This window comes from Burkholderia sp. BCC0397, from assembly GCF_902832865.1.
Classification (GTDB): Bacteria; Pseudomonadota; Gammaproteobacteria; order Burkholderiales; family Burkholderiaceae; genus Burkholderia.
Genome location: NZ_CADFDL010000015.1, coordinates 24523 through 38560 on the forward strand (window position 1 = coordinate 24523; position 14038 = coordinate 38560).

General features: G+C 68.6%; 11 protein-coding genes. 4 read left to right on the forward strand and 7 right to left on the reverse strand.

The genetic code is table 11. The features are described 5' to 3' along the window. Nucleotides 1–38 precede the first annotated feature (38 nt). From HWX03_RS30945 to HWX03_RS30970, 6 genes are all read right to left on the reverse strand, one after another. Nucleotides 39–1178: an enoyl-CoA hydratase/isomerase family protein gene (locus tag HWX03_RS30945; protein ID WP_175873858.1), complete on the reverse strand. Its 1140-nt coding sequence runs from the start codon at nucleotides 1176–1178 to the stop codon at nucleotides 39–41. Beyond that, entirely contained in the window at nucleotides 1175–1966 is a 792-nt protein-coding gene (locus tag HWX03_RS30950) for an enoyl-CoA hydratase (RefSeq protein WP_175873859.1), read from the reverse strand. Before HWX03_RS30950 ends, HWX03_RS30945 begins: the two co-directional genes overlap by 4 nt. Beyond that, on the reverse strand, nucleotides 1963–2865 hold the full coding sequence (gene mmsB, locus HWX03_RS30955) for a 3-hydroxyisobutyrate dehydrogenase (RefSeq protein ID WP_175873860.1): 903 nt from the start codon (nucleotides 2863–2865) through the stop codon (nucleotides 1963–1965). The genes HWX03_RS30950 and mmsB overlap by 4 nt, the downstream gene beginning before the upstream one ends. An 18-nt stretch (nucleotides 2866–2883) precedes the next feature. Further along, entirely contained in the window at nucleotides 2884–4413 is a 1530-nt protein-coding gene (locus tag HWX03_RS30960; protein WP_175873861.1) for a CoA-acylating methylmalonate-semialdehyde dehydrogenase, read from the reverse strand. A gap of 109 nt (nucleotides 4414–4522) precedes the next feature. Then, nucleotides 4523–6229: an AMP-binding protein gene (locus tag HWX03_RS30965; protein ID WP_175873862.1), complete on the reverse strand. Its 1707-nt coding sequence runs from the start codon at nucleotides 6227–6229 to the stop codon at nucleotides 4523–4525. Between the two features lie 159 nt (nucleotides 6230–6388). Then, the gene (locus HWX03_RS30970) at nucleotides 6389–7522 is read right to left on the reverse strand and encodes an acyl-CoA dehydrogenase family protein (protein WP_175873863.1); all 1134 of its coding nucleotides are present in this window, start codon (nucleotides 7520–7522) and stop codon (nucleotides 6389–6391) included. 137 nt (nucleotides 7523–7659) lie between these two features. Here HWX03_RS30970 and HWX03_RS30975 point away from each other — a divergent pair, with 137 nt between their 5' ends. From HWX03_RS30975 to HWX03_RS30985, 3 genes are all read left to right on the forward strand, one after another. Continuing rightward, entirely contained in the window at nucleotides 7660–8694 is a 1035-nt protein-coding gene (locus HWX03_RS30975; protein ID WP_175873864.1) for an AraC family transcriptional regulator, read from the forward strand. A 214-nt stretch (nucleotides 8695–8908) separates the two neighbouring features. After that, nucleotides 8909–10492: a nodulation protein NfeD gene (locus HWX03_RS30980; RefSeq protein ID WP_175873865.1), complete on the forward strand. Its 1584-nt coding sequence runs from the start codon at nucleotides 8909–8911 to the stop codon at nucleotides 10490–10492. After that, a complete protein-coding gene (locus HWX03_RS30985) occupies nucleotides 10489–11262 on the forward strand; it encodes a slipin family protein (RefSeq protein ID WP_174430296.1) in 774 nt (257 codons plus the stop codon). Before HWX03_RS30980 ends, HWX03_RS30985 begins: the two co-directional genes overlap by 4 nt. Nucleotides 11263–11358: 96 nt before the next feature. Here HWX03_RS30985 and HWX03_RS30990 read toward each other — a convergent pair whose 3' ends face one another. Then, nucleotides 11359–12636 (reverse strand): haloacid dehalogenase-like hydrolase, encoded by a 1278-nt coding sequence (locus HWX03_RS30990; protein ID WP_175873866.1) that lies wholly within the window; start codon nucleotides 12634–12636, stop codon nucleotides 11359–11361. Nucleotides 12637–13143: 507 nt separating this feature from the next. On the opposite strand from HWX03_RS30990, the gene HWX03_RS30995 reads away from it, so the two are divergent. Then, nucleotides 13144–14031 (forward strand): M24 family metallopeptidase, encoded by an 888-nt coding sequence (locus HWX03_RS30995; RefSeq protein ID WP_175873867.1) that lies wholly within the window; start codon nucleotides 13144–13146, stop codon nucleotides 14029–14031. Nucleotides 14032–14038: the final 7 nt, after the last annotated feature.

Genomic DNA, 14038 nt, shown 5'->3' on the forward strand with positions numbered 1-14038 from the left:
CGACACGCCGCGCGGCGCGTCGGGCCATCACGCAGAGATTACGCCGCGCCGAGATCGGCGAGCGGATGCGCGAACAGCTTCCACGGCGACGTCAGGAAATGCCGCACGCGCTCGGCGCGCAGCTCGACGAGCGACGCGGGCGCCCAGCGCGGCTTGCGATCCTTGTCGACGAGATGCGCACGCACGCCTTCGCGGAAATCGCCTTCCTCGATCGCGCGCGCGACGATGCCGAGCTCCATCCGGAACGATTCCGCGAGCGTCATCTGCCGGCCGCGCAACAGCGCCTCGCGCGTCACGGCGAGCATCGTCGGCGAATGGCTCGCGAGCGCATCGAGCGTCGCCTGCAGCCATTGGCGGTGCTCGCGCGCCAGCTCGTCGCGCGCCAGATCCTGCGTGAGCGTCGCGACGATCCGCTCGACGGTCGAGCGCTTGTCGAAGTGGCGGACGATCCACGGCATCTGGCCGTCGAGCGCCGCATGCGACACCACATTGCACGGCGGCTCGAACACCCTGCGCAGCGCCGGCAGCACGTCGCCATCCCACTTGACGCTTTCGATACGCGTCTCGAACGTGTCGAGCCACGCGGACGGCACGCACAGGTCCGCGAGCTTCGCGCTCAGCGCGTCGGCGCCCGACAGCATCGCGCCGGTCAACCCCACGTACAGTTCGAGTTCGGTCGGCATGCCCGACAGGAAATGCGTCGCGCCCACGTCGGGCACGAGGCCGATGCGCGTTTCCGGCATCGCGATCTTGCTGCGCTCGGTCGCGACGCGCAGCGCCGCGCCCTGCGCAAGGCCCATCCCGCCGCCCATCGTCACGCCGTCCATCAGCGCGACCACCGGCTTCGGGAACGTGTGGATCGCGTAGTCGAGCCGGTATTCGTCGACGAAGAACGGCAGCCAGGTTTCGCGCTGCGCGACCATCTTGTACAACGCACGCACGTCTCCGCCCGCGCAGAAACCCTTCTCGCCTGCGCCGCGCAGCACGACCGCGACGATCTGGTCGTCGTGGCGGCAGCGCTCGAACAGCGCGGCCAGCTCGCCGATCATCGCGTACGACAACGCGTTGAGCGCGGCCGGCCGGTTCAGCGTGATCAGCGCCACGCGGTTCACCACGCGATACAGCACCTCGGGCGCATGCTCCGCGAATGCGTCGTGATTCGTCACCGGTGTGCTCATCGTTGCGGCTCTCCATCGGTGCGCCACTGCGGCGCGCGCTTGCCAAGGAACGCCGCCACGCCTTCGCGCGGATCGTTCGTGTCGAACAGGTCGACGAAGCGTTCGCGCTCGACCGCGAGCGCCGCGCCGCGCGGCACGCCGCGGCGGGCGAGGCCGATCAGTTCCTTGCTGTAGGCGACCGCGTGCGGGCTTTGCCGCGCGACGTTGCGCGCCAGTGCGAGCGCCGCATCGCGCGCGGCGCCGCTTTCCACCACGTCCTCGACGAGGCCGATCCGCAGTGCGGTGGCCGCATCGACGCGCGCGCCGGTCAGGATGATCTTCTTCGCCCAGCCTTCGCCGACGAGCCAGGGCAGCGTCTGCGTGCCGAGCCCGCACGGCAGCAGGCCGACCGACGGTTCCGGCAGCGCCATCTGCGCATGCGTTTCGGCGATCCGCAGGTCGCATGCGAGCGCGCATTCGAGGCCGCCGCCCATCGCATAGCCGTTGATCGCCGCGATCGTCACGACGCGCGCGTCGTGCAGCGCCTCGAACGCCGCGCCGAAGCGCGCGGCCATCGCACGGGCGACCGCGCGGTCGCCATCGGCGAACGTGTTGAGGTCGGCGCCCGCGCTGAAGAACTTCGGGCCGTCGCCGGTGATCACCAGCGCGCGTACGCGCGGGTTCGCGTTCAGTTCGGCGACGGTCGCCTGCAGTTGTTGCAGCCCGTCGGCGGTAAAGGCGTTCGCGGGCGGACGCTTGAGCGTCGCGCACGCGATCGCGCCGTCGTCGACGTAGTCGAGTTCGATCATGAGGCGTCCTTCTTCGTGGCCGGTTGGTACAGGCGGATCACCGCCGAGAAATCGAGCTGGCCGTCGCCGCGGCTGCTCATCGTCTGGTACAGCTGCTGCGCGAGCGCGCCGAGATAGACGGGCTGGCGCGCCTGCTTCGCCGCATCGTTCGCGAGGCCGAGATCCTTCAGCATCAGGTCGGTGCCGAAGCCGCCCGAGTAGCCGCGCGACGACGGCGCGGTCTCGATCACGCCCGGATACGGGTTGTAGGTATCCGAGCTCCAGCAGCGGCCCGTCGACGTGTTGACGATGCCGGCCAGCACCTTGGGGTCGATGCCGAGCGCGACGCCGAGCGACATTGCCTCCGATACCGCCGCCATCGAGATGCCGAGCACGAGGTTGTTGCAGACCTTCGCGACCTGCCCCATCCCCGTCGCGCCGCAGTGGACGATGTTCTTGCCCATGCCGGCGAGCACCGGCTTCACGCGCTCGAAATCCGCATCGCTGCCGCCGACCATGAAGGTCAGCGTGCCGGCCGCCGCGCCGCCGGTGCCGCCCGACACCGGCGCATCGACGAACGCACCGCCGTGCTCGCGCACCAGCGCGCCGAACGCCTGCGCGCTCGCCGGGTCGATCGTGCTCGAATCGATCACCGTTGCACCCGCGCCGAGGCCGGCCAGCACGCCGTTCTCGCCGGACAGCACCGAGCGCACGTGCGGCGCGGCCGGCAGCATCGTGATCACGAATGCCGCGCCCGACGCCGCATCGCGCGGCGACGCGGCCACCTGTGCGCCGGCGTCCTGCAGCGCGCGCAACGCGTCGGCGCTCAGGTCGAACGCATGCACTTCATGGCCGGCTTTCAGCAGGTTCAGCGCCATCGGCGCACCCATGTGGCCGAGGCCGATAAATCCGATTTTCATGTTCGTGTCCTCCGCCGCTCAATGCAGCCGGATCGTCGTATTCACCGGGGCGGCCGTCGTGTCGTCGTCGAACCAGCGCGCGGTGACCGTCTTGGTCTGCGTGTAGAACTGCACGACCTGCTTGCCGTACGGGCCGAGATCGCCAAGCTTCGAGCCGCGCGAACCGGTGAAGCTGAAGAACGGCACCGGCACCGGGATCGGGATGTTGATGCCGACCTGGCCGACGTCGATCTCGGTCTGGAACTTGCGCGCAGCCGCACCACTCTGCGTGAAGATACCCACGCCGTTGCCCATCGGATTCGCGTTGACGAGCGCGATCGCGTCGTCGAGGGTGTCGGCTTCCATCACGACCAGCACCGGCCCGAAGATTTCATGCGTGTAGACCGACATGTCGGGCGTCACACCCGAGAAGATCGTCGGCCCGATGAAATTGCCCTGCTCGTAGCCGGCCACCTTCACGTCGCGGCCGTCGAGCTCGAGCTTCGCGCCTTCCTTGATGCCCGCGTCGATCAGCGTCAGGATCCGCGCCTTCGCGCCGCGCGACACGACCGGCCCGACGTCGGTGCCCGCTTCCGCGCCCGCGTTGACCTTCAGCGCCTGCGCCTTCTCGACGATGTCGGGCAGCCAGTCGCGCGCGTTGCCCACCAGCACCGCGACCGACGTCGCCATGCAGCGCTGGCCGGCCGCGCCGAAACCCGCGCCGACGAGCGCGTTGATCGCCTGCTCGCGGTTCGCGTCGGGCAGCACGATCGCGTGGTTCTTCGCGCCCATCATCGACTGCACGCGCTTGCCGTGCTGGCTGCCGAGGTTGTACACGTGCGTGCCGACGGCGGTCGAACCGACGAACGAGATCGCCTTCACGAGCGGATGCGTGCAGATCGCGTCGACGACTTCCTTGCCGCCGTGCACGACGTTCAGTACGCCTTTCGGTACGCCGGCCTCGAGCGCGAGTTCGACGAGCTCCATCGTCGACATCGGGTCCTGCTCCGACGGCTTCAGCACGAATGTGTTGCCGCACACGATCGCCATCGGGAACATCCACAGCGGAATCATCGCGGGAAAATTGAACGGCGTGATGCCCGCGCAGACGCCGAGCGGCTGGCGTAGCGTGTAGGTGTCGACGCCGCCCGCGACGTTCTCCGCGAATTCACCCAGTTGCAGCGTGCCGATCGAGCACGCGTGCTCGACCACTTCGAGGCCACGGAAGATGTCGCCTTCGGCGTCGGGAATCGTCTTGCCCTGCTCGGCCGTCAGCGTCTTCGCGATGCGCTGCTGGTTCGCGCGCACCAGATCCTGGAACTTCAGCATGATGCGCATGCGCGCGGCGATCGGCGTGTTCTTCCACGTCGCATACGCGGCGTGCGCGGCCTGCACCGCCGCGTCGACTTCCGCGACGGTCGCGAACGGCACGCGCGCGAGCGCCTGCTGCGTCGCCGGGTTGACGATGTCGCGCCACTCGTTGGTGGCGGACTCGACGAAGGCACCGTCGATCAGCAGCTTGACCGTCGGCACGTCTTGCCCCGTACGGGGCGTCGGATTCGCGTTCATCGATGCATTCTCCTTGCAGAGGGCCGCGAAGCGGAATTCCGCCCGGCGGCCGGTTCAATTCGGCTGCGGGAGGCGGCCGCGGCATGCGGCGCGCGCGGCCCGCGGTCGGTCATTTCAGTTCCGCGGCGAAATCCTCTTCCCAGTATTCGCCGGGCATGCGCGCAGTCGCGTCGTCGTCGCGCTCGATCTCGCGGCGGCGCAGCTCGACGCGGCGAATCTTCCCCGAGATCGTCTTCGGCAGTTCCGCGAACTGCAGGCGGCGAATGCGCTTGTACGGCGCGAGCTTCTCGCGCGAGAAACGGAAAATTTCCAGCGCGAGCGTGGGGCTTTCCTCGTAGCCCTGCCGCAACGTGATGAAGGTCTTCGGCACCGACAGCCGCACGGGGTCCGGGCTCGGCACGACGGCCGCTTCGGCAATCGCCGGATGCTCGATCAGCACGCTCTCGAGTTCGAACGGGCTCAGCCGGTAGTCGGACGACTTGAACACGTCGTCCGCGCGGCCGATGTACACGTAATAGCCGTCGTCGCGACGCATCGCGATGTCCGACGTGCGGTAGTGGCCGTCGCGCATCGCGTGGGCCGTCGCGTCGGGATTGTTCGCATAGCCCTTCATCAGCCCGACCGGGCGCGCGACGTCCGCGCCGATCGGCAGCGCGACCTCGCCTTCGGTCACGGGCGCGCCGTCCGGATCGAGCAGCGCGATCCGGTAGCCGGGCAGCGGCCGGCCCATCGAGCCCGCGACCACCGGCTGGCCCGGCGAGTTGCCGATCAGGCAGGTCGTCTCGGTCTGGCCGTAGCCGTCGCGAATCGAGATGTTCCAGGCCTTCTTCACGCGCTCGATGATCTCGGGATTCAGCGGCTCGCCCGCGCCGACGATCTCGCGCAGCTTCACGTCGAACGACGCGAGCGGCTGCTGCACGAGCATGCGCCACACGGTCGGCGGCGCGCACAGCGTGGTCACCCGGTAGTTGACGAGCGCATCGAGCACGACCTTCGGCTCGAAGCGCGCATAGTTGAACGCGAACACGCACGCCTGCGCATTCCACGGCGCGAAGAAGCAGCTCCACGCGTGCTTCGCCCAGCCCGGCGAGCTGATGTTCCAGTGGATGTCGCCCGGCTGCAGGCCGACCCAGTACATCGTCGACAGATGGCCGACCGGATAGGTGCGGTGCGTATGCTCGACGAGCTTCGGCTTCGACGTCGTGCCGGACGTGAAGTACAGCAGCATCGGATCGTTCGCATGCGTGACGGCGTCCGGCTCGAACGCGGCGCTCGCCGCATAGCCGTCGTTCATCGCGAGCCAGCCCGCGCGCGGCGCGCCGGCAACGATCTTCTGCTTGAGGCCGAGGCCGGCTTGCTCGAACTTCGCGGTTTCGTGCTCGTCGACGATCGCGTAGGTCGCGCCGCCGATCTGCACGCGGTCGCGCACGTCGTCGGGCGACAGTTGCGTAGTGGCGGGCAGCACGATCGCGCCGAGCTTCATCGCGGCCAGCATCGCGTCCCACAGCTCGACACGGTTCGGCAGCATCAGCAGAACGCGGTCGCCGCGCCCGACGCCGATCGAGCGCAGCCAGTTCGCGATCCGCGACGAGCGCTCGGACATCTGCGCGAACGAGTACGGATCGCCCGTGCCGGTTGCCGCGTCGACGATCCACAGCGCGGGCTGGTCGTTGCCGCGCGCCATCGGGTCGAAGTAGTCGAGCGCCCAGTTGAACGCATCGAGCGCCGGCCATTCGAAATCGCGATACGCGGTGTTGTAGTCGGTGCGATGGCGCAGCAGAAAATCGCGTGCGTCCAGGAATGCCTGTACCGTCATGTGTCGTCTCCGTCCAGTCTCCAGCGGTCAACCGGCGCATGTGCTTCAGCACCTGCCCGGTTCCGTGTTGCACGGCGCACGGTCACGTCGTTGCGTGCCGCGTTTGCCGTGCTGCCCTCGTGCCCTGCGTGATGCTGTCGTCGGCGCGACCGTCGCGGCTCACAGCTGCCGCGCGATCACCATCCGCTGCACTTCGCTGGTGCCTTCGTAAATCTGCGTGATGCGCGCGTCGCGATAGTGACGCTCGACTTCGTAATCGACCAGGTAGCCGTAGCCGCCGTGAATCTGGATCGCGTCCGAGCACACGCGCTCGGCCATCTCGGACGCGAACAGCTTCGCCTGCGACGCTTCCGACAGGCACGGCAGCCCGGCCGTGCGCAGCTTCGCCGCGTGATGCACGAGCAGGCGCGCGGCGTTGATCTGCACGGCCATGTCGGCGAGCTTCTGCTGGATCGCCTGATGCTCGGCGATCGGCTTGCCGAACTGCACGCGCTCGCCCGCATAGCGGCGCGCCTTGTCGAACGCGGCGCGCGCGATCCCGAGCGCCTGCGCGGCGATGCCGATGCGCCCGCCTTCGAGGTTCGACAACGCGATCTTCAGCCCTTCGCCGCGATTGCCGAGCAGGTTCTCTTCGGCAATCGCGCAGTTCTCGAACGTGATCGGGCACGTATCCGACGCGCGGATGCCCATTTTCTTCTCGGGCTTGCCGACGACGAAGCCCGGCGTGTCGGTCGGCACCAGGAACGCGGAAATGCCGCGCTTGCCGGCGTCCGGATCGGTCATGGCAAAAACGATCGCGACGCCCGCGCGCTGGCCGTTGGTCACGAACTGCTTCGCGCCGTTCAGCACCCATTTGCCGTCGCGCAGTTCGGCCCGCGTGCGCAGGTTGTTCGCTTCGGAACCGGCATGCGGCTCGGTCAGGCAGAACGCGCCGATCACACGGCCGGCCGCCATGTCGGCCAGCCAGCGATCCTTCTGCGCGGGCGTGCCGAAACCGAGGATCGGCCCGCAGCCGACCGAGTTGTGCACGCTCATCATCGTCGCGCACGCGGCGTCGCCGGCCGCCACTTCCTCCATCGCCAGCGCATAGGCCACGTAATCCGTATACGAGCCGCCCAGTTCCTGCGGCACGATCATCCCGAGCAGGCCCAGCTCGCCGAGCTGCGCGACGATCGCGTCGGGCAGGTGCGCGTCGTGGTCCCACTGCGCGGCGTTCGGCGCCAGCACCTCGGTGGCAAAAGCGCGCGCGGCGTCGCGGATCATCCGCTGGTCTTCGGTGTAAAGCTCGTCCATGGTGCTGCTGTCTCCCGCGGCCGCCGGGCGCGACCGTCCTTGCGTTTCGATGCAACAAGTGTAGGCAAGCACGCGCGACTGTTCGATGCTCGCGTCGCTCATTTACACTGAGCGTTTTTGCCACACCGGCGACACCGATGAAGCAGGAAGACAAGGGAACCGTCGCGATCAGCCTCGTCGCGTACAGCGTCGCGCTGGCCACGCGGCGCGGCGTCGCGGCCGAGCCGCTGCTCGCCCAGGCCGGCATCCCGCCCGCGCTGCTCGGGCAGCCGCGCGCACGTGTGTCCGCGCAGCAATATGGCGCGCTGTGGAACGCGATCGCGCGCACGCTCGACGACGAGTTTTTCGGGCAGGATCGCCACCCGATGCGCAGCGGCAGCTTCATCGCAATGAGCCAGGCCGCGCTGTCGGCCCGCGACGGGCTGCACGCGATGGCGCGCGCGGTGAACTTCATGCACTGCGTGCTCGACGACCTGCACGCGGAACTCGATGCGAATCCGCAGCGCGTGCGGCTGCGTTTCGTGCACCGCAACAACGGTGCGACGCCCGCGATGTTCACGTACGCGACCTATTTCATCATCGTGTACGGGCTCACCTGCTGGCTGATCGGGCGGCGCATTCCGCTGCTGCATGCGAGCTTCCGCTGCGACACGCCGCCCGCCGATCACGAATATCCGTCGATGTTCTGCGACGACATGCGTTTCAACCAGCCCGATTCGTATGTCGATTTCGATCCCGAATTCGCGACGCTGCCGGTCGTGCAGAACGCGAAGACGCTGAAGACGTTCCTGCGCAACGCGCCGGCCAGCTTCATCGTCAAGTACCGCAACCCGAACGCGCTCGCGCAGCGGGTGCGCGCGGTGCTGCGCGGGATGCCGCCCGCCGCGTGGCCGGGCGCGGGCGGGATGGCCGCGCGGCTGCACGTGGCCGAGGCCACGCTGCGCCGCAAGCTGCACCAGGAGGGCCATGCGTACCAGTCGATCAAGGACACGCTGCGGCGCGATCTCGCGTTCGAGGCGCTGGCCGACCCCGCACGCACGATCGCCGACGTCGCGGCCGCGACCGGGTTCGCGGAGCCGAGCGCGTTCTACCGCGCGTTCCGCAAATGGAGCGGGCGCAGCCCGGCCGAGTTTCGTGACGAAGCGCTGGCGCGGGCGGGCGACCGGCGCTGACGCCGAAGCGGGCGGCCCGCGGGTCGGCAGCCGGCGCTGACGCCGCTCACCGGCGCCCCCGTATCGCGCAGCCAGGTTGCGCTGGCGGCCGTCCAAACGGGATCGCCCCCACGGCTTCGCGCTTTCCACCGAAACCGCCTAATCTTTAAGCATCGGGCCCACGCCCTTTTTGCGAGCCGGACGGCGTGCGGCTGCGCGCCGCCTGGACGCCCCGATGCGTTTTCATCGTCATGGGCCGTCGCCGGCGCCCGTCGCGCCGGACGGACACCCTCTGCACTCCCGTCACCCGCTGACCGCGCGGGTCGCGCGCGCCGCGCTGTTCGCGGCGCTGCTCGTCGTGTGTGCGGCCGTCGCGGCGCCGACGCCGGCCGCCGCGTCCGGCACTGCGGCTGCGCCCGCGGGACCGCCGGCCGTCGTCGTGATCCCCGTCAACGGCGCGATCGGGCCGGCCAGCGCCGACTTCATCGTGCGCTCGCTCGAGCGCGCCGCACGCGAACATGCGCCGCTCGCGATCCTGCAACTCGACACGCCCGGCGGCCTCGACACATCGATGCGGCAGATCATCAAGGCCATCCTCGGCTCGCCGGTGCCGGTCGCCGCGTTCGTCGCGCCGGGCGGCGCGCGCGCCGCGAGCGCGGGCACCTACATCGTCTATGCGAGCCACTTCGCGGCAATGGCGCCCGGCACCAATCTCGGCGCGGCGTCGCCCGTGCAGATCGGCGTCGGCGGCGCCGCGCCGCCGGGCGCGAACCCCACTGCGCCACGGCCCACCGGCGCATCGGGTGCATCGGGCGCGTCTGCCACGGCTGCCGCGCTGCCGACCGACACGCAATCGACCGAGATCCGCAAGGCGATGCAGGATGCGTCGGCCTATATCCGTGGCCTCGCACAGTTGCGCGGGCGCAATGCCGGATGGGCCGAGCGCGCGGTGCGCGAAGCCGTCAGCCTGTCGGCCAGCGAGGCGCGCGCGCAGCACGTGGTCGACCTGATCGCGCAGGATCCGGCCGACCTCGCGCGCCAGCTCGACGGCCGCAGCGTGACGACCACCGCCGGCACTGTGCGGCTCGCCACCGCGCATGCGCCGCTCGTCGTGGTCGAACCCGACTGGCGCAGCCGCTTCCTGTTGATCATCACCGATCCGAACGTCGCGCTGATCCTGCTGACGATCGGCATCTACGGCCTCTTCTTCGAATTCGCGAACCCCGGCTTCGTGCTGCCGGGCGTCGCCGGCACGATCTGCCTGCTGGTCGGGCTGTTCGCGATGCAGTTGCTGCCGGTCAGCTATGCGGGCCTCGGCCTCGTGCTGCTCGGTCTCGGCTGCCTGGTCGCCGAGGCGTTCCTGCCGACCTTCGGCGTGCTCGGTTTCGGCGGGATCGTGTCGTTCACGATCGGCGCGCTGATGCTGATCGACACCGACGTGCCCGGCTACGGAATTCCGTGGCCCGTCATTGCGAGCCTGGCGCTCGGCGGCGGACTGCTCGTCGCGGGCGCGTCGAGCGTCGCGCTGCGCGCGCGGCGGCGCCCGGTCGTGACGGGCGCCGAGGCGATGGTCGGCAGCATCGGCGAAGTGCTCGACGACGGGTTGCAGGCCGACCAGCCGCCCGGCGCAGCCGGCCCCGCGCCGTCGGCCGCGGGCTGGGCGCGCGTGCACGGCGAGCGCTGGCACGTCGCGAGCAGCGTGCCGCTCGCCGCGGGCTGCCGCGTGCGCGTCACCGGCCGCCACGGATTGCTGCTCACCGTCGCACCGCTCTACGACGTGCCGGCCCCCGAACAACAACACCAGGGAGAACCAACATGATGGGCTACACGTTCGGCTTCAGCAGCGTCCTGATCGTCTTCGTCGTGGTGCTCGTCGCATCGTCGATCCGCATCTTTCGCGAGTACGAGCGCGGTGTCGTATTCATGCTCGGCCGGTTCTGGAAAGTGAAGGGGCCGGGGCTGGTGCTGATCATCCCGATCGTCCAGCAGGTCGTGCGGATCGACCTGCGCACCGTCGTGTTCGACGTGCCGCCGCAGGACGTGATCACGCGCGACAACGTGTCGGTGAAGGTCAACGCGGTCGTGTATTTCCGCGTCGTCGATCCGGAGAAGGCCGTGATCCAGGTCGCGCGCTTCTTCGACGCGACGAGCCAGCTCTCGCAGACGACGCTGCGTTCGGTGCTCGGCAAGCACGAACTCGACGCGCTGCTGGCCGAGCGCGAACAATTGAATGCGGACATCCAGAAGACGCTCGACGCGCAGACCGATGCGTGGGGGATCAAGGTGTCGACGGTCGAGATCAAGCACGTCGACCTGAACGAGACGATGGTGCGCGCGATCGCGCGGCAGGCCGAAGCCGAACGCGAGCGGCGCGCGAAGGTGATTCACGCGGAAGGCGAATTGCAGGCGTCGGAGAAGCTGCTGCAGGCCGCGCAGCGGCTCGCGCAGGAGCCGCAGGCGATGCAGTTGCGCTACCTGCAGACGTTGACGACGATCGCCGCGGACAAGAATTCGACGATCGTGTTTCCGCTGCCGATCGATCTGCTGGGGGCGTTGCTGGATCGGTTGGGCGGGAAGCGGGAGCAATGAGACGCGCGTGTGTCGGCCCACACGAAGGCGCGGCCGGCACCGATGGGCGCGGGGCCGCGACGGCCGGGCGCCCGACGGCCCGGCGCCCGGCCCGCGTCAGGCCAGCAGCTTGCGCTCGGCCTTGCCGTACTTGATCGACTTCTCGTCCGGAATCATCAGGCCCGTGTGCTCGTCGCGGCCCTGCAGCAGGAAGCGCGCGTCCGGGTTGCCGACCTGTTCGGCCGCGAGCTTGCTGTCCGCGCCGATCTCGCCCTTCTTCATCCGGTTGACGATCACGCCGGCCGCGGTGTCCTTGAAATCGCGCAGCATCCATGCGTCGCCGTCGCTGTCGCCGAACACCAGCAGCGGGCCGTAGCCCTTCTTCGACGCGAGGACGTTGCGGATGCCCACCGTCTTGCCGGGCCCCCAGTTGAAATGCCAGCCGGCCGGATAGGTGCTCGTGTACTTGCCGTCCTGCATGTCGAGACGCAGGCCGATCACGTTCTCGGGCGGCACGCCGTAGCCATAGTTCGGATTGCCGGCAAACACGCGCACGACGTCGTCGAGCGACGCGGTGCTCACGTACACGTCGATGCCGTTCGCACGCAGCGTATGCATCACCGCGCGGATTTCCTCGTGAATGCGGATGCCGTGGAAATGGGTATCGGCCACCACGCCGGCCTTGCCCGGCAGCGCCTTCGGGCTTTCGTAGCGGACCTTGCGCAGCGCGTCGCCGATCCCGTAGTTGTTCGACGCTTCCGCCATCGCCTGCAGCTCCGCGGTCGTCATGTTCTTGTAGAAGTAGATGATCCACTTGTAGCCGACTTCGAGCGGATGCGTGTCGCAGATCGCGTCGTACATGAAGTACAGCTTCGCGCGAAAATCCTTGAACTGGTCGGTCTCGCGGATCTCGTCGAGGCTCTTGTCGCCGCCCAAGCCCTTGTAGTTCGCATGAAGCCAGCGATAGTCGGACTCGACGTCGGCGGCGAGGTCCTCCATCGTCACCGACTTGCCGTCGACGGTCGTGTAGTCCTTCATGAACGCGCCCTTCGGCACGTCCTTCCACATCACGCCGACGAACTCGTCCGGCGTCAGCTTGTACTGCAGATGGTTGATCTGGTACATCAGCAACGCCTCTTCGCAGTCGTTCATGATGCACGTGTTGTCCCAGTCGAACACCGCATACGGGCGGCGCTTTCCGTCGTAGCGCGCGCTCGCGACGCCATGCCGGTCGAGCACCGCCTGCAGGCGCGCGGCGTTGAACGGCGACCAGCGGCCCGGGTCCAGCGCGTCCGGCGCGGTGGCGCTCTTCGCGCCGGCCATGCCGGCCTTGAGCATCAGCGGCGTCGCGACGGTCGCCGCGGCAAGGGTGTTCATGAACCGGCGGCGTTGCATGGTCTCTCTCCGTGGAAATGTCGAATCGGCTTCGGTCGCCCCGCGCGACGCGCGGCACACCGGCCCCGCGAAGCCGCAAAGGCTTCGAATTCGGGGCGGATGATGTGACGAAATTATTTCGGCAATTTGACAACGTCGCGCCGCGACACGACGGAGAGTTGATCCGGCGCGACATCCCGGGCCAAGCCGGAACCTCGCGTGGCGCTCCCTGGCCGGCTCCCGCCGCTCGAGACGCGTGCGCAGCGATGGCCATCCGGCCCCGACCGCCGTAAACCTAGAGCGTCCCCTCCATTTCGACCCTTCATTAGGAGAAGCCCTCATCTCCGGGGGCTGGCGCGCGACGTCGAACCGGCTATGATTATTACATCACTCAATGGCACATTAAATGCTGACTGAATAATCCGCCTCCGGATCACCGGCGGATGCATTCCGGATCAGCGCCCCAGCCTTGCACGGGACCCGCGTCGCGCCGAGACGCAAACGCGGGCCGACACATGGAGACGCATCATGACCGACCACCATCCGCTGCCGGAAGTCCAGCTCGACGAGCTGCCGCAATTCCGCGCGGTCCAGCAACTGGCGTACCGCTGCGTCGAAACCGTCGGCGCGATGCTCTACCCCGGCATCACCGAGAAGGAAGCCGCGCGCCTGTTGACCGAATGGCTGCAGGACAACGGCGTGCACGACTGGCTGCACAAGCCGTTCGCGTGGTTCGGCGACCGCACCGCGTTCGAGGGCTTCTCGGGCCTCAAGCACATGGGCGGCTTCAATCTCGCGTTCTTCCCGAGCAACCGGCAGCTCGAAACCGACATGCCGGTGATCCTCGACGTCGCACCGGTACTCGACGGCATCGTCGCCGATGTCGGCTACGCGCACTGCCTCGGCCGCAACCCGATCCTCGAGCAGTTGCAGGACGACCTGATGGACCATCGCGACATGATCGTGCGGCTCGTGAAGGCGCGCCGGTCGATGGCGGAAGTCGCGCAGGAAGTCGACGCGCTGTGCCGCCGCCAGGGCGTCGAGCCGCGCCACAAGGCCTATCCGTTCAAGGTGCTCGCGCATCGTGTCGCGAAGATCCACAAGCTGTCGAAGCCGCGCTTCGGTCTGAACGCGACGCGCAACCTGCTGCTCGACCAGGGCCGCGCGGCGAAGCAGCAAGGCTGGTCGCCGCTGTGGTCGATCGATCGCCGCTCCGAGCATGCGCCCGTGCCGGGCCTGTGGGCCGTCGAGCCGCATCTCGGCTTCGCCGGCGTCGGCGCGAAATTCGAGGAGCTGCTGGTGATCACCGACGACGACGCGTACTGGCTCGACGAGGACCTGCCGCACGTGCGCCGCTGGCAGCGCCGCAAGGCCGAGCGCGCGCAGGCGGTTGCGACCGTTCCGGCCGCCGCCTGACCCTCCA

Bases quoted from the DNA above. Each gene is read 5' to 3' on its own strand.
- HWX03_RS30945 (WP_175873858.1), bottom strand. From the start codon at position 1,178: ATGAGCACACCGGTGACGAATCACGACGCATTCGCGGAGCATGCGCCC.
- HWX03_RS30950 (WP_175873859.1), bottom strand. From the start codon at position 1,966: ATGATCGAACTCGACTACGTCGACGACGGCGCGATCGCGTGCGCGACG.
- mmsB (WP_175873860.1), bottom strand. From the start codon at position 2,865: ATGAAAATCGGATTTATCGGCCTCGGCCACATGGGTGCGCCGATGGCG.
- HWX03_RS30960 (WP_175873861.1), bottom strand. From the start codon at position 4,413: ATGAACGCGAATCCGACGCCCCGTACGGGGCAAGACGTGCCGACGGTC.
- HWX03_RS30965 (WP_175873862.1), bottom strand. From the start codon at position 6,229: ATGACGGTACAGGCATTCCTGGACGCACGCGATTTTCTGCTGCGCCAT.
- HWX03_RS30970 (WP_175873863.1), bottom strand. From the start codon at position 7,522: ATGGACGAGCTTTACACCGAAGACCAGCGGATGATCCGCGACGCCGCG.
- HWX03_RS30975 (WP_175873864.1), top strand. From the start codon at position 7,660: ATGAAGCAGGAAGACAAGGGAACCGTCGCGATCAGCCTCGTCGCGTAC.
- HWX03_RS30980 (WP_175873865.1), top strand. From the start codon at position 8,909: ATGCGTTTTCATCGTCATGGGCCGTCGCCGGCGCCCGTCGCGCCGGAC.
- HWX03_RS30985 (WP_174430296.1), top strand. From the start codon at position 10,489: ATGATGGGCTACACGTTCGGCTTCAGCAGCGTCCTGATCGTCTTCGTC.
- HWX03_RS30990 (WP_175873866.1), bottom strand. From the start codon at position 12,636: ATGCAACGCCGCCGGTTCATGAACACCCTTGCCGCGGCGACCGTCGCG.
- HWX03_RS30995 (WP_175873867.1), top strand. From the start codon at position 13,144: ATGACCGACCACCATCCGCTGCCGGAAGTCCAGCTCGACGAGCTGCCG.